17 protein-coding genes are annotated in these 20,333 nt (G+C 33.8%); 2 read left to right on the top strand and 15 right to left on the bottom strand.

The genetic code is table 11. From position 1 onward, the window contains the following. Positions 1-75 precede the first annotated feature (75 nt). The gene (locus BKP56_RS11125) at positions 76-1,623 is read left to right on the top strand and encodes a helix-turn-helix domain-containing protein (protein WP_072695141.1); all 1,548 of its coding nucleotides are present in this window, start codon (positions 76-78) and stop codon (positions 1,621-1,623) included. Positions 1,624-1,804: 181 nt separating this feature from the next. On the opposite strand, the gene BKP56_RS11130 is transcribed toward BKP56_RS11125, so the two are convergent. The 3 genes from BKP56_RS11130 to BKP56_RS11140 form a co-directional block, all read right to left on the bottom strand. Beyond that, on the bottom strand, positions 1,805-2,107 hold the full coding sequence (locus tag BKP56_RS11130; protein WP_072695142.1) for a DUF5316 family protein: 303 nt from the start codon (positions 2,105-2,107) through the stop codon (positions 1,805-1,807). A gap of 381 nt (positions 2,108-2,488) precedes the next feature. Then, complete coding sequence (locus BKP56_RS11135) at positions 2,489-3,172, bottom strand: amino acid ABC transporter permease (RefSeq protein WP_072695143.1); 684 nt, start codon at positions 3,170-3,172, stop codon at positions 2,489-2,491. Positions 3,173-3,174: 2 nt separating this feature from the next. Next, the gene (locus tag BKP56_RS11140; RefSeq protein WP_072695144.1) at positions 3,175-4,035 is read right to left on the bottom strand and encodes a transporter substrate-binding domain-containing protein; all 861 of its coding nucleotides are present in this window, start codon (positions 4,033-4,035) and stop codon (positions 3,175-3,177) included. A gap of 318 nt (positions 4,036-4,353) precedes the next feature. Here BKP56_RS11140 and BKP56_RS11145 point away from each other — a divergent pair, with 318 nt between their 5' ends. Then, positions 4,354-5,199 carry a competence protein ComK gene (locus tag BKP56_RS11145; protein ID WP_072695145.1) on the top strand — a complete coding sequence of 282 codons (846 nt, stop codon included), beginning with the start codon at positions 4,354-4,356 and terminating at the stop codon, positions 5,197-5,199. A 64-nt stretch (positions 5,200-5,263) separates the two neighbouring features. Here BKP56_RS11145 and BKP56_RS11150 read toward each other — a convergent pair whose 3' ends face one another. The 12 genes from BKP56_RS11150 to BKP56_RS11205 form a co-directional block, all read right to left on the bottom strand. After that, positions 5,264-6,106: an N-acetylmuramoyl-L-alanine amidase family protein gene (locus tag BKP56_RS11150; protein ID WP_072695146.1), complete on the bottom strand. Its 843-nt coding sequence runs from the start codon at positions 6,104-6,106 to the stop codon at positions 5,264-5,266. Positions 6,107-6,123: 17 nt separating this feature from the next. Beyond that, positions 6,124-6,669: a sigma-70 family RNA polymerase sigma factor gene (locus tag BKP56_RS11155; RefSeq protein WP_072696144.1), complete on the bottom strand. Its 546-nt coding sequence runs from the start codon at positions 6,667-6,669 to the stop codon at positions 6,124-6,126. Between the two features lie 483 nt (positions 6,670-7,152). Continuing rightward, positions 7,153-7,920 carry a tyrosine-protein phosphatase gene (locus BKP56_RS11160; RefSeq protein WP_072695147.1) on the bottom strand — a complete coding sequence of 256 codons (768 nt, stop codon included), beginning with the start codon at positions 7,918-7,920 and terminating at the stop codon, positions 7,153-7,155. A gap of 59 nt (positions 7,921-7,979) precedes the next feature. Further along, complete coding sequence (locus tag BKP56_RS11165; RefSeq protein WP_072695148.1) at positions 7,980-9,584, bottom strand: DUF7309 domain-containing protein; 1,605 nt, start codon at positions 9,582-9,584, stop codon at positions 7,980-7,982. A 1,047-nt stretch (positions 9,585-10,631) separates the two neighbouring features. Next, positions 10,632-11,348 (bottom strand): MIP/aquaporin family protein, encoded by a 717-nt coding sequence (locus BKP56_RS11170; protein ID WP_072695149.1) that lies wholly within the window; start codon positions 11,346-11,348, stop codon positions 10,632-10,634. After that, positions 11,349-13,184, bottom strand: coding sequence for a type 1 glycerol-3-phosphate oxidase (gene glpO, locus BKP56_RS11175; protein WP_072695150.1), 1,836 nt, complete (start codon positions 13,182-13,184; stop codon positions 11,349-11,351). It abuts the gene before it with no gap. A 17-nt stretch (positions 13,185-13,201) separates the two neighbouring features. Continuing rightward, entirely contained in the window at positions 13,202-14,707 is a 1,506-nt protein-coding gene (gene glpK / locus BKP56_RS11180) for a glycerol kinase GlpK (RefSeq protein ID WP_072695151.1), read from the bottom strand. A gap of 505 nt (positions 14,708-15,212) precedes the next feature. Further along, positions 15,213-15,413 carry a hypothetical protein gene (locus tag BKP56_RS11185; protein WP_072695152.1) on the bottom strand — a complete coding sequence of 67 codons (201 nt, stop codon included), beginning with the start codon at positions 15,411-15,413 and terminating at the stop codon, positions 15,213-15,215. A 56-nt stretch (positions 15,414-15,469) separates the two neighbouring features. Beyond that, positions 15,470-15,757 (bottom strand): hypothetical protein, encoded by a 288-nt coding sequence (locus tag BKP56_RS11190; protein WP_072695153.1) that lies wholly within the window; start codon positions 15,755-15,757, stop codon positions 15,470-15,472. 9 nt (positions 15,758-15,766) lie between these two features. Next, positions 15,767-16,351 carry a hypothetical protein gene (locus BKP56_RS11195; RefSeq protein ID WP_072695154.1) on the bottom strand — a complete coding sequence of 195 codons (585 nt, stop codon included), beginning with the start codon at positions 16,349-16,351 and terminating at the stop codon, positions 15,767-15,769. Between the two features lie 567 nt (positions 16,352-16,918). Continuing rightward, on the bottom strand, positions 16,919-18,388 hold the full coding sequence (locus tag BKP56_RS11200; protein ID WP_072695155.1) for a helix-turn-helix domain-containing protein: 1,470 nt from the start codon (positions 18,386-18,388) through the stop codon (positions 16,919-16,921). Beyond that, positions 18,378-19,715: an FAD-dependent oxidoreductase gene (locus tag BKP56_RS11205; RefSeq protein WP_072695156.1), complete on the bottom strand. Its 1,338-nt coding sequence runs from the start codon at positions 19,713-19,715 to the stop codon at positions 18,378-18,380. The genes BKP56_RS11200 and BKP56_RS11205 overlap by 11 nt, the downstream gene beginning before the upstream one ends. Positions 19,716-20,333: the final 618 nt, after the last annotated feature.

Here is a 20,333-nt window from a genome sequence, read left to right on the forward strand (position 1 = left end):
ATGCAACTATTGAAAACACGTGATATTTTATATTGATATACTTTTTATCGAAAGTTAGAAATGAGGGATTTTTTTATGAAGGAACTGATTTCAGCAAAAGATAACCGCAAGTATCTAATAGTTGAAACATTGTATTTTGCAAAGAAACCTTGTACTATTCAATACTTAGCACAAAAAAATAATACTTCTATTCGGAGTACAAAAACATATCTTGATGAAATTAAAAGTCAATTAAATGATATTGGAGGAACGATTGATGCTTCAAGTAGCGGAATCGTCATGAAACTCCCCCTGCATATAGGGATCGACTATTTTCAGCAGCACCTTATTAGAAACTCCCTTGGATTCAAAATGCTGGAATTATTATTCTTTAATCAAACATTAACTTCAAGAGAGCTGGAAGAACAATTATTTGTCAGCATGTCTTCATTGAGTCGCTTAACTTCACAATTAAAAGATCTTTTAGTTAATCATGGATTGGTTTTAGACTCTAGGCCCTATCAAATCAAAGGCGATGAATTTTTAATTCGAAAATTTTATACTAAATATTTTCATGAAGCTTACCCTCAAACAGAATGGCCTTTTAAAAACGTCAGCGAGGATACTCTAAATAAATTAGTCCAATCATTCCAATTAAGTGACAGTATGAGAATTGAAGCATTGAATTTTAACAAAATAAGACTATTTCTAGCAATTAATATGTTTAGAGAAGAACGAGGAAATTCACTATTATTAACCCCTTTAAAAAATAAAGGTCTGTCCTCCGATGATTTTCAAAACACTGAAATAAAAATCGAGTTGTGGTTAAAATCCTTATCAATGTCAGAAGATTTCATTCTGAAATATGGTAAAGTATTTTCATATATTTATTGCTATTATTATGGCTCTTATATAAAATCAGATAAAAAAAACCATCTTAAATATGAAAATTTAGATAAAATTACAAATAGTCTAGAATATTTAAGTCACGTATTTGACTTACCTTCGGACAATCATTGCCATTTAGTTCATAAATTAGATGAGCTTATGACACTTTATTCTTATTATAATTCTAAAACTGGGTTAAATAATTATTTAGTATTCAGACCAAGAGATTATAGTCTGCTTGATATTTTCCAAAATTCTTATCCTTTGTTTTATAAGCTAGCTGAGCAGGAACTGATTAAAGTATGTAAAAATCGGGCATTAACAACTGACCAAATTAACTTAGAAGAGTTAATGTTCTTTTTGCTTTCAAAATGGGAGCAGCTATCACTTCACTTATATAATAATTTTTCAAGGTGTAGAATTCTTTTGCATAGTCACATTAACTATCAGCATGGTAACAATGTTAAAGCTTTACTTGACTCTAAATTAGAAGATTCTTTAACAATTGAGCTCTTTCACAAACCGTTAATCTCTGAGTCTACATTAAAATCTTATGATTTTGATATTCTCGTAAGTACAGGAACCCTATTCTTAGATATAGAGCAACCAATTGTTTTTATGCCGATTAAGGCAGATAACGAAAGCTTTAAACCCCTACTTAGTGTTGTACAAAAGATAAAGCAGAAGCATAAGTATATGGCAAACCAAAAAATATCAAAAAGACTGAATGAAATAAGCAAGCCTATAGCAGAGTAATCAGTGCTGATTACTCTGCAGGTTTGTTTAAATACATTAATCCTATAAGAACTATTTTAATTGTGATTTGCTATCAAAAGCACAAACTTAAAATAAAAAAATCAGTCTCATCTATAGATTTAATAGATCAGGCTGACTTTTATTTATTATCACTGTATAATTTCATATTGAGACTAACTAATTAATTTATAAAATATTGGACTAACAAAACTAAGTAAAATGGAATAGCTATTATTAAAATAATCTGACTGTAGTTAAGAGCTCGTTTAGTATCTTTGGGACTAGAATGATAGTTACCACGCTGTCTATCTCCGCTTATTAAAGCGCCTGATAGAATAATTGCAAGAACAGTTAAGACGATGGAGGCATACCAAATTATCGTATTGAAATCAGAATGAATGATTAGCGAGATTAGATAAAGTACTCCAATAGCGACAACACTAATTGCTAAAAGTTGATAGTTAGATAAACTAAATTTTTTCATTATTTACACTCCCTTTTATAAGATCGTTTATCAAAAAAATAACAATTAAGTTACTTTTGTACTATAATTATACCATATAATTGTTCATAAAGTCACAATTTTAAGATATGCATTCAAAAAATAAAGTCTTGCTAGTTGGCTGTATGATCCCTAGCAAGACTTTATTTATTTAATTTTGATCCTTTTTTAGTTCAAAAAAATATAAAATTTCATTTATTCGCTTTTTTCTTGTATTACTTGTGCAAATAAATTTAGGAAGTCGCAATAATAGTTGTTATGAATACTAAAACGATCCTAACACATTTTCTGATATTCTTTTAAAATCCTAATTTCCACTAATATGAAATTATTTATAAAATAAAAGTTTTCTCCTTACTAGTTTTAACGTTGCTCAACATACTTAGAAGAAACAATTTCAAGATAACTCTGCATATATCCAAACACACTGCAGACTGCCCAGTAAATCAATGCGACCATTATATACATTGTCATATAATCATATTCTCTTCCACCAACAATACGTGCATTTTGGAATAACTCATTAACAGTGATCATTGCTGCTAATGAAGTTCCTTTGATTACATCCAGCAGCACATTCCCAAGTGGAGGAACGGCGATTCTAATTGCTTGAGGTAAAATAATGGCACGCATCGTAACGATCTTATTCAAACCCAGTGCTTTTGCTGCTTCCCATTGTCCGTAGTCGACCGAAGAAATAGAGGAGCGTAAAATTTCTGATATATAAGCTGCTGAGTTCAAACTAAATCCGATTATGGCTGCCGTCATCGCATCAAATTGAACATTCATAAAGGGTAAACCAAAATAAATCAGAAATAAAAATACTAAGGCAGGTGTTCCTCTCATAAATGATACATAAACTCTTGCTAACCAGCCTACTACCCAGATACTAGACATACGCATTAAAGTTAGTACCATCCCTAGTATCATTCCGATTACTGTACTGATAATCGCAATAAACAAAGTCTTTGGTACTCCGGCCAAAAGGAAAGGTAATGTCTCCCAGGCAAGCTCCGGGTCAAAAATATATTCCCATTGAAGCCCCATAATTATTCCTCAATTTCTATTGTCATAATATCCATATCTTTTTCTTTTGTTACATCTTCTCCATAATAATATTCTTCAGATAATTCACTTAAGGTCCCATCAGCATGCATATCTTCAAGTGCTCCGTCCACTGCTTCAGTCAACTGATCATTGCCTAGTTTCATTGAAAAGTTTGTATAACTTGGATTAAAAAAGAGATCTTCCTGAATCTTGACTGGAATCTCCGGAAAAGCTTCTAATGCCATTGTCTGACCATAATAATCGTTAATGATAACATCTGTCCGTCCATTTGCAACATCCCAAAGATATTGGTCATTTGTAGCGTTGTCGTAAATAACGAGTTCTGCACCATATTGTTCAGCGATTTTCATATAAGAAGTGGTTGCTGCACCTGCTGCTTTTTTACCGTCCAGATCTTCCATCGTTTCAATCCCAGAATTGTCTTCTTCTCTAACGATCATAGACATATACGTATATTTGTAAGGAATTGAATAATTAAACTTATCCGCATTTTCACCAGCATGGCTGATGCTTAATGCTGCAATATCAAGCTGATCACTATTAAGTGATGTCAACATTCCATCGACACCCATTTCAGTAAATTCAACTTCCAAATCCAGACGCTCACCAATCTCACGTAAAATTTCAACTTCAAAACCAGTTAATTCATTCGTTTCTTCATCATGGTAAGAGTTGGGATAGTAAGTTCCAGAAGTAGCTGCACGCAACACACCAGCTTCTTGAATATCATTCCAAGCAGTGTTTTCACTACTTGTATCTTCTTGCGAATCAGTCCCACATGCTGTCAGAAACAGCGCACTACCTAAAATAATATTAGTAATTACTTTTCTTTTTTTATTCATTAGTACTCTCCTTTTTTTAATGACTCATAGATTCTATCAGTCTTATTTGTAATAAGTCAAAATTTTGAACAAAAAAGGAAAAAAATTTAATTATATAGCGTAATAAGCACTTATTTTCTTTAATGCTAAAGCATTTACACGAATCTAAAAAGAACAATATTGTATTTTAATCACATTTTATTATTGATGAAGTTCTAAATCTAATTAATTCCATTGTGACAAATAACACATGTTTGCTATAATGATTTTGCCAATAAATATTATCTCTTTATTAGTTTTATCGACTGATCTTGAGATATAAAGAGAGGAATAAATCAAATGGAACAAACCAAAAAGATACTTTATGATTTACAGAACACTATCTGTACTAACATGAGAATGCCTGGCGATAAGATAGAAGACTCACCCTCCATTTATAGAACTTCAGCTACTACTTTTCAAATTTGTTCAGAAGAGTTAAAAAAATACATAAATCAAGCAATTCCTTTAAAGAAAATTATTGTAGATAGTGAAACACTCTATGTTTGTGATATTTCAAACCTTGCCGATAGCGATTATAATTCACTCGTCTTTCAGTACCGCGGTGATGTATTGAAAAGTAAAGAAACGACCACACAAATTATGCAGTCCTATTTTAATGACCATGTTCCTTATTCAACTATTCAAAATTTAGGCAGAGTTATCAATATTAATCGGAAATGTCCATATGTAGCTGGAACCATTGTTTTTGTTCCAGATAAAGGTCCTTCAAAACAAAATGTGAATTGGATTGGACTCCATCACTTAAAGAATTATTCATCCTATAAAGATAAAACCCTCTTAAGCTTTGTTCATCATCATGAGCTGATCATTAACTTAAATATCAAAAATGTCCATAAATTATTTGATCAGGCTATTCGTTTATACTTAGTTGAATTACAGATTTCCAGAGAGTGGCAACTATTATTTGCACCTACACAAAGTTTTGACACAGATACATTATTACAAAGAAAAACAAGATCTAAAATGACTGGCACTGATGCCCCCTCTCCTATTGGCTGGCATACAAAACTAGTCTATTCTTTATCCTATAAGATGGTAACTTTAACTCTTGGAGAAGACGATCCATATTTAGAAGATATTAAAGAAGCTTTTTCATTGATTGAAGATGAGATAGAAACTTGAACACTAATCTATAAAAGCCTTTCCGTTTCACTAAGAAATGGAAAGGCTTTATTAATTCATATATTTAAATTACTTTTACATACGTTGGACTAGCAGTCAGATAAAAAATCTGGCCATTTGAATTTTTCACTTTATACTGCTCTCTGCTCCCTACTTTGATCTTCTCAATAATTTCTGGAAATCCTTGTCCTTTTAAAAGCTGACCATATACATCCTCATCTTTCCAGCTAGGCTGGTTATAAAAGCGAAGTGTTCCATTAAAAATACTTTCTACTCTTTTTCCTATATAACTAATAGTCTTAGAAGTCTGATTAATATTTTTCTTACTTTGCTCACTCAGAGCTTTAACGGGCTGATACTTTACATCAATTTTTTCACAGATCCCTTCAATAATAGCCTCAGCAGCAGTATTGAAATGGGATACATTGTTATAATAATCAAAGTCTCGCTGGTTATCTATAAATCCATACTCTATGATTACTGTTTCAGTACGACCTGTTAGACGGTGTAGAAAGTAATAGTCCACACCTGTACTGATTGACCTTTTAAATACTCTACGCAGGGGTAAATCAGTAGCAGAAACTAAATGGTCTGCTAATTGCTGTGCAAAAGCTGATTTGGCGTGAACAGAATGTATTGTCTCAATTCCGCTGGCGGTTCCGTCATAAGCATTCCAATGATTCGATACACAGACATCATACTGATTTTTGATTCGTGCAACTCGTTCTGTAGGACTTAAAGTACTGTCCCCTTTTCTAGTCAAAGCCACTTGTGCGCCCAATTCTTTCAGTCGTTTATACTGATAGCGACTGATTTCTAATGCCCAGTCTTTTTCCATTACTCCAAGACCATTCGCTCCTGTGTCTGTTCCACCATGTCCTGCATCGATAATAACATTTTTGCTCATTTATCTTCATCTCCTAATTATTTTTTTATTACAGCTTGATAATGTTCCAGTTTCTTGGCTACTTGTTTCCTCCAAGCATATACTGTTTTCCTACTGACTTTCCTTTTTTTCGCAATTTCTGTAATGGTCAATTGTTCTATCACTGAATCCTTCAAATAGACCTGTTCCTTTTCTGAAAGACACTGAAGCATAGAGTGAAATAATTCCCACATCACAAAATCCTCATCAAATGGTTCTAGATCAGTCATCTGCCATTCTTCAAATGAATCTGGTAAAGCCGCTTCTCTTTCAAAAATTCGTTGTTCTTTTCTAATCTGATCCATAAGTGCCCAATAGACTTTCCGGTAAGCATATCCAGTAAACTGATAAAAGTATTCTTCATTGAATAAAGATTTTGGGAATTCTTTATAAGCATCTACCAGTTTTATGCGTCCGATTTGAACAAAGTCATCATAGTTTGCGTGGTCATAATGAATACCGCACTTTTTGATTGCACCATATACAATTGAATCATGAACATAGAAAAAGTCCTGCTCCATTTCCTCTTTTAAAATTCTATTCATATCTTTCCTCAATTTTCTGAAGATCTCCTGTTTGATTTATACAAGGCCTTGTATAAATCCACTTTAAAAGTTTAAGTACGCTCATTCAAAAAGACAAAACTAACTAAATCCGTGACAAACTCTTATTAATCGAACCGAATCGAGTTGAATGATTGACAAACGTCAAATTAAGGGTGCCAATTTAATCATTTTCTTAATAAAAAATAGCTTTCCTATCCTCAGTAGAGAATAGAAAAGCTATTTGCGGCTATAGCAGCCAGTATCGAAATTCAATAGTTCATCAATCAAAATTACATATAGTTTTGATTTAGTAAATCTATTTTCTTATTTAGACAAAATTTCTTGCTAAATCAAATAAAAAAGTTGATAAAACAGCATATAAAATCTTAAATAATTTTTCCAATATATTATAGAACGAAAAGTATTTCTGATCTTTAAAAATCAAATATTTTAAGTTCATCATACTCATTAACAATAAATTGCCTAAAATAGGCCAAAAAACTTTTTCTTTGCAATATTGGTTGGTGTAGGCGGTATGACCACATCTCCATTAATCAAGTCTTTTGTTGTCTGATCAAACTGATGCCATTTATGACGCCCGAAATCTTTCATCACTAGATTATGTGCTTCTTTCATATGAAATGCCCTATTTGTTGTATTATGAGCATCAGAAGCAATAAAATGAACAAGATCAGCATCGATCATTTGTTTACTCAATTTTTGTATTTGTTTTCCGAATCCGCCGGTATAACTGGCAGCTGTCAATTGTGCTAACGCTCCATGCTGTACGAACTCTTTCAGCTTATGCGGATCTTCTTGAATCACCCGATTACGTTCAGGATGTACAATAATTGGCGTCTTTCCATTAGTTTGAAGATCATAAAATAAACGTTCAGTAAAATTGGGAATCGAAGCAGTTGGAAATTCTACCAAGAGATACTGTTGTAATTCATCTGTGAATAGCAATTTATCTTTTTCTATATCCTCTAGTATATTTCCATAGATACGAACTTCTTGCCCCGGATAAATAGTCAATGGAATACCTTCACGGTCGAGTTCAGATTGAACTTCATTCACTAACTCAACAACTTTGCTTTTCTCATTCATCCAATTGCGATTCATATGATGCGGAGTAGCTAATATGTGCGTAATCCCTTCAGCAACAGCTAAGCGAGCTATCTTCATGGATTCCTTCATTGTACTAGCCCCGTCATCTATGCCAGGTAAAATATGACAATGCAAGTCGATCATCTTTTGCTCACCCCTTCAAATATCATTATTTATGACAATCATTAATGCTGATCAATAGTCTAACTAAACTCATTTTCCATTTGTATGATTACTTCATCAAGTTCAGGCAATCGCTCTCTTTTGACGAGTTTAATATCTGATTTATTACAGAAGTCTGCTAATACCCATTCGATTGTATGGTTTCTGACAATAATTTCCTTTGGCCTGATTTCCTTACAAACTTCTACTACACATTCCAGAATATGTTCCGGATTTTGCTTCATTTCTGGGTAGGTTACCGCACTTAAAACTTCCATGCTTGCTTCTTCTACGCATAAATTAATAATTGGATAATAAGGTCTGTCTTGTGGATGTTCCTGAAGAACGGCTGGTGCATGAGCAGCGTCAACCTGGATCGAAATATTACTCTTAGGCGCCTTTTTAATCTGATGGATCACAATCTCATTTTTGAAAACATAAGATTCTTGGTCAAACAAACTTTTTAAATCTGGTAATGGATGTTCACTCGTTTCCCATTTTCCTTCTTGCTTGAAACGGCTCGTAACGATGCCATCCATCAGTCGTGGCAGTGAATCTTCATACCCAAGTTTGCTTATAACGATTAGAATTTGACTGAGTATGAGTGTAGCCCGTCTTACTTCAGCTTTTGAAAGTATAGACCATGGAACAAATCCAGGTGTGTGTTTCATAATTTCAGGTAAAAAATAGTAATTATTTTCAAGCAAATTCAACTTTTGTAATCTCTCAAAATTATCTGTTTCTATATCCGTTCTACTGACAAAAGATAGCAACAAGCAATCTTGAATGGATTTCAACTGATAATCTGGTATAAAATGATCTACTGAATAGACTTTCACAAGACTTTCCAACCCTTTTTTTCCTTCAAATAGACCAATTCCGGAAAATTCTCCTAGTCTTCCCATAACGGAACAATAAATCCACTCTTCAGTATCTGGATCCATAACGGCAATCAACTCATCATCAGAAATCTTTCTCCAAGGGGCTGCTTTTTTGATTTTATCAACTGTTTCATAAAAAGCCATCCAGTCTGCTTGTGTGGGTTGACCATCCTCAGTTAGAAATTCATCAGATACAACAGGTCTTAGATAACCATCTTCTAGTTTAGTGCGTTCATCCCAAATATCTACCCAATTTTCAGCTGGATCAAAGGCTTTTCCATTTTTCACTCTCGGTATCTCTGACAGCTCAATTGTAAACTCAACAGGATCAAAATAAGTTGTAAACTCTTCATCATATAGTCTATTTTTGGCATCAATGGTTACAGCTGACAATGGACCTGTTTTTGCACGGCTAATTGTTTTAGTCAAGACAGGCGGCTCAAGATTTTCCAGATATTCGAAAACAATTTGTTTATCGATTTTTTGTCTAAGCATGACTTCACCTAGAACATTTTCAAAAGCTTCAAAAACTTCATGCATACTTTCTAAATCAAATAGTCCTACGGCTACGGGAAAACTTGTCAAATCATTTATGAACGTTACGATATAACTTCCATCTGCTTCAGTTACCGAAGCGTGCCAGTCATATAATTCATCTTGATTAATCACTTTGTCCACTGGATGTACAGGTAACGGATCAGAATCATATAGCTTTGAACTCTTACCCAACAAATCAAGCAACTTTTTCGTACAATGAAATCTCATTTTATCTCCGCCCTTTATTATAATCAATTTGGCTAAGCTTATTTTATTATTTAGATAAAAATTTTTAACTTTAAAGCTTGTTCACTTAATAGTCTAAGTTTAATTGTCTAAGATCTATTATGCAATCATTAATCGTATCAAGATTTATCCTATATTGATTTTTACATAGTGAGTTGTTAAAGAATTAAAAGCGAAAAGAGTTCAGAAGTTTAGACTAACCTTCTACTTTCAGTTACTTCCAGTAGAAGCAAACCTTTCACTAAAAGTCTGAAGGCTTATTTTTAAGTACCTTTTCTACTCATATAATATAAGATTGCTTTTATCCTAACGTGATTGATTATTTGTTTAAAGTGAGTGAGTTCCGCATCTTTAAATATAAAAATAAACTATTTTGTTAAAAAATCAACTTTATGTATCAGGTGAATAATGAATGCAGCTAGAGTTTACACAGAAGGAGTCTTTATCTGCCAGCCACGGAATAGATTATACTCGAGTTAGCACAGTAGCTCCTGTTATCTGTCAACTGAATGCTAATTCCTAATTGAGTTGGCACAGAAACAGCTGTTATATGTCAACTGAATGTCAATTCCTACTTGAGTTGACACAGAAAGAGCTGTTATCTACCAACTGAACGTTAATTCCTAGTTAAGCTGATACAGAAAGATCTGTTATCTACCAACTGAACGTTAATTCTTACTTGAGTCGGTAAATAACACTCTACTATAACCTTAATGTGAATATAAGATGCCTGAAATTTTCGTACTTTACTCCATTCTAAGATGACAGGCACTACTTGTTTCCGAAAGAGTGCATTTCTCATAATTATCATTAAGGACAAACAAAATGAAATGTTTTCCTATAGTAGTTGATGACCTTCCTACTCATTCATTTTATCCTATTCTTGTCAGTTTATCTTATAGATTTAATGAAATAAAAATCGACCGACTTAAGTTTGGACAAATACCAAACTTAAACCAGCCGATCAGTTACGCTCAACTATTCTTTATTTAGAACGCATGTGTAAATTACTAAACTATTAGAATATTTTTAAATGATAACCATATAAAGCAATGCGGCAAGAGCAGCACCCAACATTGGAGCTACTACTGGAATCCAAGAGTATCCCCAGTTTGATCCGCCTTTATTTTTCAGTGGCAAGAATGCATGGGCAATACGGGGACCTAAGTCACGAGCAGGGTTGATTGCGTACCCAGTAGAACCTCCAAGTGAAAGACCGATTGATAGAATCAATACACCAACAACTAGAGGATTTAACCCATCGGTAAATGAGTTTTGTCCAAATGCCATGATCCCGAATACTAATACAAAAGTTCCGATAACTTCTGACATTACATTGCTGACAGTATCGTAAATTTCCGGAGCTGTTGCAAATGTACCTAGAATTGCTCCTTGATCGGTTGTTTCTCTGAAGTGAGCAAGATATGTCAGCCAGACTAAGACAGCTCCGACAATTGCTCCAGCTACTTGGGCAATTATAAATGGTATAACCATTGACCATTCCAAATTACCAATCATTGCCATACCAAGCGTTACAGCTGGATTTAAATGAGCGGGTCCCATAAAGCCAGCGATATAGACGGCCATAGCTACACCGGCACCCCAGCCCATTGTAATTGCAACCCATCCTGCTCCTTCTGCTTTACTTTTTTTCAAGCTGACAGCAGCAACTACACCATCACCAAGCAAAATTAATATCATCGTTCCTAAAAACTCACTAAATATCGTTAACATATCTCCAGTCATCTACTTTTTATCTCCTTTTAAGTGTTTTAAGTCAGATTCATCAATCGCTACTTCTAATTCTTTAGTATAGCTAGCTTTTTCTTCATCTGACCAATCATTATAACGAGCCATTTCCCTAATCACTGATTCTTTTATGTTATCTAAAGTATCCCGTTTAAACAACATATGGTTTGTACGACGAATCAAGAAATCACTAGGTGTCAATGTCATCTCTTCATCCATGGCATATCTTAAACTAACAGCTTCTGCTGCATTCAATCCTGCTACTTTTTCTACATCATCTAGTAAAGAGAATACTTTAGGTGCATTTGAACCATATAGATTAGCCAAATATAGTGCTTCTGATTCACTTAATCCTTTTTCGATTCCAATTTGGGCTAATTTTTCTGTTTCTTCTTCTACTTTTGATGGATCAATATCTCCACCTGAAACTGGATATTTAGTAGAATCTATCAGATCATACGTTAAGCTGTAATTTTGCTCCAATATTTCAATAACCTTTTTCATAGCACCCAATGCCATCTTACGATAATCCGTTATTTTCCCCCCTGCTACTGTTAACAATCCATCTTCATCAATGTCCAGAGTACTACCACGAGAGATTGCAGAAGGATTAAAATCAGATTCAGAATTGCTCGTTTCAACATTTTTAAGGGCACTTTCTACTTCGTTACGATCCGTTTTACCTTCTTGATATTTAGTAATAGTAGATAGGATGTGATCGAAACTTTCATCTGTAATCGCCTGATTATTTCCACCATTATAATCGGAACCACCATTTGTTGAGATCAATGGTCTTAATCCTGCCCAGCTTGACTCAATATCATCAATGGTAAGGTTCGCTGAAGGATAATGAGTATTAACAACCTCTAACAGATAGTCGACATCATCTTGCTCAACAGTTGGATGTGCAAAATCTCCATTATAATCCGTATCAGTCGTTCCAAAGTAAGTCTTTTCTTCACGGGGAATCACAAACACCATTCGACCATCTTTTTTACCTGTATCGAAATAAGTGGGCTGTGGTACTTGTAATTTTTCACGATCAACCACTAAATGAACACCTTTAGTCGGTCTCATTTGAGGAAGGACATCTAGTTTATCATCCATTTGACGAATTGTATCAGACCACGGACCAGTGGAGTTCAATACAACACGTGCTTTGATCTCAAATCTTTCTCCTGATAATAAATCTTCTACTTCTGCTCCAGAAACTTTACCTTTTTCATCATGTAGGATCCCTATTACTTTCATTCGGCTAACCATATGTCCACCGTCTGAAGCAGCTTGTTTGATATTTTCAATCACTAAGCGGGCATCATTATTACGGTAGTCCAAGTAAACTCCTGCACCGAGTAGTCCTTTGGGATTAAGTTGTGGGAGACGTTCAAGAACTTCTTCTTTTGTCAAAGTGTAGTTAGCATATTTTGTTCCGGTAACGCCTGCCAAGCGATCATATAAATCCATTGCAACTTTTAATGAAAACATAGAAAAGGTTGAACCCGGTTCATCATAGATCGGCAGGATCATAGGATCAGCTTTAGGAATATGGGGTGCAATCCCTTGTACGACAGCCCGTTCTTGAACAGTATCTGCTACAACTTCAACGTCAAAGTTTTTCAAATAGCGGATACCACCATGAACCAATTTAGTAGAACGAGAAGAGGTTCCTTCTGCGAAATCCTGCATTTCCACTAATCCTGTTTTTAATCCAGAAGCGCTGGCTTGCAAGGCAATTCCAGCCCCTGTGATCCCTCCGCCGATTATCAGTACGTCCAAAATTTCTTCTTTTAATGTTTGGATATCTTGCTTTCTTCGTTCAATTGAGAAATTCATGAATCTTTTGCCTCCTTTTACGCTTCTGGTTTAAAGACTTGTGTAGCTTTAACAGCCAATCTCCAGTTTTTGTATAGTTTTTCGCGTTCGGCTTCTGACATTTGTGGTTCAAAAATGCCACCTTCTTCATACATGTCTTTAATTTCATCCATACTTTCCCAGAACCCAACAGCTAGTCCAGCTAGATATGCTGCTCCTAAAGCCGTCGTTTCCAAGTTATGAGCACGCTGAACCTTAGTACCTAAGATATCAGCTTGGAATTGAAGTAACCAGTCGTTATTTGCAGCTCCGCCGTCTACTTTTAGTAGCGGAATGTCAATGCCGGCGTCTTTGTTCATAGTGTCAATTACATCACGTGCTTGATAAGCAATAGACTGTAAAGTAGCTTTAACAAAATCTGCTTTTGATGTGCCACGAGTCAATCCAAAGACTGATCCTCGAGCTTCTGAATCCCAGTAAGGTGCGCCCAATCCCGTAAAGGCCGGTACAACAAATACTTCATTATCGTTTTCAGAGGTTTTAGCAAGAGCTTCTGAATCGGCAGAATCTTCAAGCATTTTTAATCCATCACGTAACCATTGAATAGACGATCCTGCTACGAAAATACTTCCCTCTAACGCGTAATTGATTTTTCCGTTAATGCCATATCCAATTGTTGTTAGTAAGTTATTTTCTGATAGCTGTGGAGTTTCTCCTGTATTCATGACAATAAATGAACCTGTTCCGTAAGTGTTTTTTACCATTCCCGGTTCGAAAGCCATCTGACCGAATAGTGCAGCTTGCTGGTCCCCAGCCATTCCCGAGATAGGTGTATTTGCTCCATAGAAGTGGTAGTTAGTTGTATGTCCATATACTTCTGAATTAGACTTAACTTCCGGCATGATAGCATTTGGAATATTCAATAAATCTAAAATGTCTTGATCCCATTCCAGGTTGTGGATGTTATATAGCATTGTACGACTGGCATTTGAATAGTCAGTAACAAATGATTCTCCACCTGTTAATTTCCAAACTAGCCAAGTATCTACCGTACCAAACATCAATTCACCTTTTTCAGCACGTTCTTGAGCACCTTCTACGTGATCAAGAATCCAGCGAATTTTGGTTGCTGAGAAATACGAATCAATGATCAAGCCAGTTTTTTCATGGATCATCTCTGAATATCCATCTTCGTATAGTTTAGTAGCGATAGGAGTAGATTGACGAGACTGCCAGACAATTGCATTATAGATGGGGAGACCTGTTTTTTTATCCCAGATAATGGTCGTTTCACGTTGGTTCGTAATCCCGATTGCGGCAATTTCATCTGGTTTGACACCGGATTCAATAAATGCCCCAGCAATTACAGACTGCACTGAATTCCATATTTCATTTGGATTATGTTCTACCCAACCACTTTGTGGAAAAATTTGAGTAAACTCTTTTTGTGAGCTTCCTATTGTATTTGTTTTTTTATCATATATAATTGCTCTCGAACTTGTTGTACCTTGGTCAATTGACATAACATATTTTTTTTCTGCCATTTTAATTTCCTCCTTGTTTGTGCAAGCGATTTCTTTACTTTTTCATTGTAACCGTTTTTCTTCCAAAAAAAATGTCAGCTTTTTTTTAATTTTAAAATTTTTTGAGAGATTTTTGGATAATAGGCTCTAAAATCCTACAATACCAATGAATTTCTTTATATTAAGTGAAAAATTTTTAACTAAAAAAGAACAAGCTCAGTTTGTTCCCTGCAGCTTGTTCTATGAATTCAGTTCTTGAATAATTTGTAGAAGAATGTTTATAAATTTGAATAAGGTATTAGATAGTTTAACGCTGCAGCTACTTCCAGCAAAATAGGCTTCTGTATTAATACCATACTTTCTTCATTACCCTAAAATAATTGTTAGAATATACTTTTGTATTTCAGAAAAATTTTCATCAGAATCAATTTACAAATTATTCTCAGCTATTTTATAGTTACTTTTTCAAGGTAATATAATAAAAAGAAGCCCCGTTGAGGGCTTCTTTGTCAAGATTCAAGTATGATTAAATATGCCCAATTTTTTTCCCATTACGTTCTTTTTCCCACCGCAATAAAGTTTTTTTCTCGGAGAAATTTCTTGGACGTTTGCGACCAGTACTATAAGGAATTTTATGCGATAATCGTTCACTTAATAGTTTAGACTCCATTAAAGTCATGCCTTTCGGAACTTCTTTTTTATCTAATTTGACTTTTATATCTGACATCGTCCACTCCTCCTTTTTTTTTATTATAACATATTTATTTAAAATCCTGAGAATACTTATTCTTCAATTTGGCTATGACTTATTTGATGTAGATAAGTGATAATTTTTCTAATATCTTTCACTTCTTGATACGGTATTTTTTCTAATTGTTCTATTAATTCAACTAAAGTTAAATACTTACTTCGGATTGGTACAAATATTTTATCTTCTTCATCCACATAAGTATATACCATATAATATGGAGTCACAGTAAATCCATAATAAGTTTCTCTAGCTGGTATAGTAATGATGCTACCTTCAGTAATCGTATAGGGAATATGATTCTTTTCAAGAAATGATGTCATTTTGAAATGTTAATCGTCAGCTGAATTTACCTCTTTTGCTAAATCTAGAAAATCAGTGAAGATTGCCTTTTCCTCAACATCAAGGGTTTTTTCAATATATGAAATATCCAAATATTTAAGATGCCTTTTTATTAACTGATAGATCCAATCTCTTTGATTATATTCTTTAAAATGTAAATAAGCTCTGATCCGATCCTTAATGATATCTTCAATTCCAATAACATTTAATCTGAATTGATCATCAGTAATAATCTGATTTATATACTTTTCATCCGAATCTTCTAATATAGAACCAGGAACTTCAACATATACTTTTAGTTCTTCATGCAAACTATCTTTTCCTAATCTCTTAAATCCTAAATCTAAAAGAGCAGACATAATTTTTTCATGACCCACTCCAACAAAATCAATATCTTGGGTAGAATATCCCCCTTCAGTATAAATTTCAACGGATAATCCCCCAACTACAACCAGATCTATATTATGCTTTTGTTTCACATATTCGGATATTACACCAGCAGTTCGGAGCTGCTTTTCCCTAAACGATTTGTTTTTTAAAGAATCTAATATATCTTTGAAACCTTGAAGTTCCATGTATTACTCCCTTCATCAATAGTTATTTACTTCGAAAATAAAGAAATATTATTATCCAGTTGATTAAATATGAAAAAAACTTTTATACTTATCTCTAATCTCATAGTATGATCTAGTTGTAATCTACATAAGCATTATACCAAATTGTGAAGGTAAATAATTTATAAGTATCTAAAGGTATGTGTAAAAATATATTTTTAATTTTATTCCTATTGTAAACAACTGTCGTTACAATAATTACTTACTAATTAGTTATTTTCCTGAAGTGTTTAGTTTTGGTAACCTTAAAGATTAAATTCTTATTTTTTAACTCACTACTAGTTTTGAATTTATTTTTAAATATTTTGCTATTTTAAGTTCATTCTTTCACTGATTCCATTCTTAATAAAAGAAAAATATTTAGTACAAACTGAAATCCATCAATCTCTAAATTTCATTATTAACTATTATAAAAATTATTTGATATAAAAAATTTTTGTCTGGTTACGTGACAATGATTATTTGCTATACAATTTAAAATTTTTTAACTAAAAAAGAACAAGCTCAGTTTATTCCCTGCAGCTTGTTCTATGAATTCAGTTCTTGAATAATCGACTGGATATTTTTCAGATCAAAAGATGATAAGATTTCTGAAAGAACATATACTTTGGCATCATCGTATTGAGCCTTCTGTCTGGGCTGTTCGTTAGTTAGAATCAGGTCATACTCTTTATCGAGTTGATAAGTTTCTACCTTTATACCATTTATATGCCGCATATTAAGCATCAGCATCTGATTGAGTGTTTCGGTATAAATCGTTTCCATCTTTAAGTCAATACCGATTTGTACGATAGTCGTCATTTTAAAAGTAACGATAGCTAGTAAACTAATGTACTTCAGTAGTTCCATCTTCAATAAGCTATTTTCTTTTTCTTCTATGATCATGAATTTGTCGGTAGTTGTAGTCAACAATGTATGAGCAAACGACACCAAATTCCTACCCGTAAACTGTTTTTCCTTAGCTAACATTTCTTCATATTCGTAGACTTCAATATCCCCTTTGAAAAAATATAGCTTTGTATGAATATGTGAAAGGTGATAAAACATATCACGTTCCAGCATATAAGGTAATCTACGGAATTTGTAGTGAATAATAATGGTTTCTACAATGTAAGTATCTAATGAAGCAATGGGAGCCCGACGATCGCGCATCAGCGTATATTCGTGAAATTCATGTTCCGTCAGTATTGAAAAAGCCAGTAAAAATGCAAAATGCAACATAGCTTCTTCCTCATCGACCTCAATCGAATACCGGCTAAAATAACGTAAAACCATAATACGAATTTTCTGGTATAACGGATCTTCTAAATATGGTTGCATCTGTTTATGCAAATGCTGGTAGTTCTTGTCTTTGCAATTGACACGATTTTTGCTGATAATCATCCAGATTGCCAAACGTTGTCTATTTTCTGGTTCAATGGTGACTTTCAGAAAATTTTCTACAGCTTGTACTGCTTGAGTGATTTGTTTATCAGAATGTAAATCAGTAAAGACTTCCTTATTTTCAATATAATTATAAAACTGAAAATAAAAATATCGAATCTGCAATTCTTCTCCATGGAGCTGTCCATTACGAATTTTAATCCCAAATTCTTTCAAATAGCTGTTGAGTTCTTTAATCTTGCGAAATAAAGAAGAGTCGCTGATGGCTAGCTCTTCTGTCAGCTGCATAATTGAGAATTCTTGATATTTAAATAGAAAATTAATTAACTTTACTTTTACCGACTGACTCAAATAAAGATGATAAATCTGCTGTAAAGAATAGTCATCATCCATTTTTAAAGAGATAGTTTGTCCATCATAATGAATGTTCACTTGTTCAGATAGAGATCCAATTCGAGCTGAGATAGAGTCTAGATCATTGTCCAGTGATGCTTTAGCAACTTTTAAATAATCCAGCATATCCATATAAGAAAGCCTACCACCGTTTAGAATGAGCTGCTTAAAAATCGTTACTTCTCTAATTTCATTTTTTTCAAGAAAGTGTTCAATTTTCATTTACATCATCCCTCATTTCTTGCCAGGGAACGAAATTAGTCGTTGAAATCATTGGAGAAAAAGAAGGATGAAAGAAATAATCTTTCTGCTGCAAATCTTCTAGCGTCTGCTTGGTTTGAATAGCTAATGCAAGCGTATTGATTTTTTCTAAAATATTAGCGTTTGAAAGCAATTGTGCTCCCAGCAGAATATGACTATCTGCATCATAAATCCATTTCATCATCACCGTACTAGCATCTGGCAAACTAGTTAAACGCATTTCTTGACGAGAAGTTTTAACCGTTTGATTCGTAAATAAACTTTCTGCTTCAGTCATACCAGTACTAGCAATGTAGTAGCCAAATGCCGAAGTACCAATAGTCCGTAAAGAACCTTTAAATGGTACTTTTGGCTGGTTAAGATTGGCAGCCGCTACAATTCCACTTCGCACAGCATTGTTTACGAGTGGAATATAGACCATCTCACTTTCTTCTCCAAAATTCAGTTGGATACAGTCCCCGACGGCAAAGACATCTTCCGCGGATGTTCGCATATAGCGATCAACTGCAATGGTCTGGTCCATGTGAAGTTGAACATGTTCATCTAAAAAGTGCAGGTCAGGTCTCACATTGACGCCTAAAACAACAGCATCACTCTTAACTGTTTCTTTTTTTAATTGAATCCTTACCTGTTGATTGTCAGTTTCTTCTATAGAAGAAACTGTTTGCTGCAAGCGCAAATTAATACCATCAGCGAGCATTTTCTTTTGCAATGGCTGAATCATATCTTTATCAAAATATTTGAATAACACATAATCCATACTTTCAATGAGTGTAACTTGCTTTTGCTGTTTGTTTAACAAATCAGCTGCTTCTACGCCTACTTGGCCGCCTCCAATAATCGTAACACTTTCGCTCGCTTCGACTTTTTCTATAGCAGCTTCTGCTTCATAACGACCTTTGTATTTTAAAACATGCTCTCCATCACTGCCGCTGATTTTTTGCGACAATTGACTCGAACCTGTTGCGATAATCAGTTTATCATAAGTAATTGTTCCTTCTTGTTCATCACAGATATAATCAATTTCTTTTTTTACTGTATCAATTTTTTCTACAGATGACCTTAAATTACAGTGGATATTTTGATTTTCCAACTCTTCTTTTGTAACGAAATAAGCTGACTCTAAATTATCAATTCTTTTTTCCCAATAAAGATGCAGGCCGTTTGGAATGTAACCTAAAGCTGACTTTTTTTCCAGCAATATAATTTCTGCATCGAGATGTTTATTTCGGATCTCTAAAGCTGCAGCTACCCCAGCAAAAGAAGCACCTATAATAACAACTTTCATTCCATTACCCCTTGTCCATTCATTTTCAATTAGTATAACATAGTAAGTAAAGCATTCGAATAACAGAAATTGAGCTAACTGATGATGAACTAGTTTTATTTACTATAAAAAGAAATAAAAAGCTGAAACATTATTCTGATGTTAAGTTGAGTTGTAGTTAGAGGCGTATTTATATACCAACTACAATTCGATTTCAAAGTGAGCTGAAAGATAATGGCTCTTTATGTACTAACTGGAATTTGATATTAAGTTGAGTTGTAACTGAAGGACTCACTATGTACTAACTGAAATTTGATTTCAAAATGAGTTGAAAGATAATGGTCCTTTATGTACTAACTGAAATCTGGTATTGAATCAAGTTATAAGCAAAGGACTCGTTATGTGCTAACTGGAATTTGATTTCAAAATGAGTTGAAAGATAATGGTCCTTTATGTACTAACTGAAATCTGGTATTGAATCAAGTTATAAGCAAAGGACTCGTTATGTGCTAACTGGAATTTGATATTAAGTTGAGTTGTAAGTGAGTAACTCTTTATACTCAAACTGAACTCTAATATAATCAAAAATGCACTAAATTATCCGCATGGAAAGGTAATTACGGAGAATTTAATGCATTC

The sequence above is a fragment of the Marinilactibacillus sp. 15R genome (assembly GCF_001895285.1).
In the GTDB taxonomy this organism is placed as follows: Bacteria; Bacillota; Bacilli; order Lactobacillales; family Carnobacteriaceae_A; genus Marinilactibacillus; species Marinilactibacillus piezotolerans.

Bases quoted from the DNA above. Each gene is read 5' to 3' on its own strand.
- BKP56_RS11125 (WP_072695141.1), top strand. From the start codon at position 76: ATGAAGGAACTGATTTCAGCAAAAGATAACCGCAAGTATCTAATAGTT.
- BKP56_RS11130 (WP_072695142.1), bottom strand. From the start codon at position 2,107: ATGAAAAAATTTAGTTTATCTAACTATCAACTTTTAGCAATTAGTGTT.
- BKP56_RS11135 (WP_072695143.1), bottom strand. From the start codon at position 3,172: ATGGGGCTTCAATGGGAATATATTTTTGACCCGGAGCTTGCCTGGGAG.
- BKP56_RS11140 (WP_072695144.1), bottom strand. From the start codon at position 4,035: ATGAATAAAAAAAGAAAAGTAATTACTAATATTATTTTAGGTAGTGCG.
- BKP56_RS11145 (WP_072695145.1), top strand. From the start codon at position 4,354: ATGGAACAAACCAAAAAGATACTTTATGATTTACAGAACACTATCTGT.
- BKP56_RS11150 (WP_072695146.1), bottom strand. From the start codon at position 6,106: ATGAGCAAAAATGTTATTATCGATGCAGGACATGGTGGAACAGACACA.
- BKP56_RS11155 (WP_072696144.1), bottom strand. From the start codon at position 6,669: ATGAATAGAATTTTAAAAGAGGAAATGGAGCAGGACTTTTTCTATGTT.
- BKP56_RS11160 (WP_072695147.1), bottom strand. From the start codon at position 7,920: ATGATCGACTTGCATTGTCATATTTTACCTGGCATAGATGACGGGGCT.
- BKP56_RS11165 (WP_072695148.1), bottom strand. From the start codon at position 9,584: ATGAGATTTCATTGTACGAAAAAGTTGCTTGATTTGTTGGGTAAGAGT.
- BKP56_RS11170 (WP_072695149.1), bottom strand. From the start codon at position 11,348: ATGACTGGAGATATGTTAACGATATTTAGTGAGTTTTTAGGAACGATG.
- glpO (WP_072695150.1), bottom strand. From the start codon at position 13,184: ATGAATTTCTCAATTGAACGAAGAAAGCAAGATATCCAAACATTAAAA.
- glpK (WP_072695151.1), bottom strand. From the start codon at position 14,707: ATGGCAGAAAAAAAATATGTTATGTCAATTGACCAAGGTACAACAAGT.
- BKP56_RS11185 (WP_072695152.1), bottom strand. From the start codon at position 15,413: ATGTCAGATATAAAAGTCAAATTAGATAAAAAAGAAGTTCCGAAAGGC.
- BKP56_RS11190 (WP_072695153.1), bottom strand. From the start codon at position 15,757: ATGACATCATTTCTTGAAAAGAATCATATTCCCTATACGATTACTGAA.
- BKP56_RS11195 (WP_072695154.1), bottom strand. From the start codon at position 16,351: ATGGAACTTCAAGGTTTCAAAGATATATTAGATTCTTTAAAAAACAAA.
- BKP56_RS11200 (WP_072695155.1), bottom strand. From the start codon at position 18,388: ATGAAAATTGAACACTTTCTTGAAAAAAATGAAATTAGAGAAGTAACG.
- BKP56_RS11205 (WP_072695156.1), bottom strand. From the start codon at position 19,715: ATGAAAGTTGTTATTATAGGTGCTTCTTTTGCTGGGGTAGCTGCAGCT.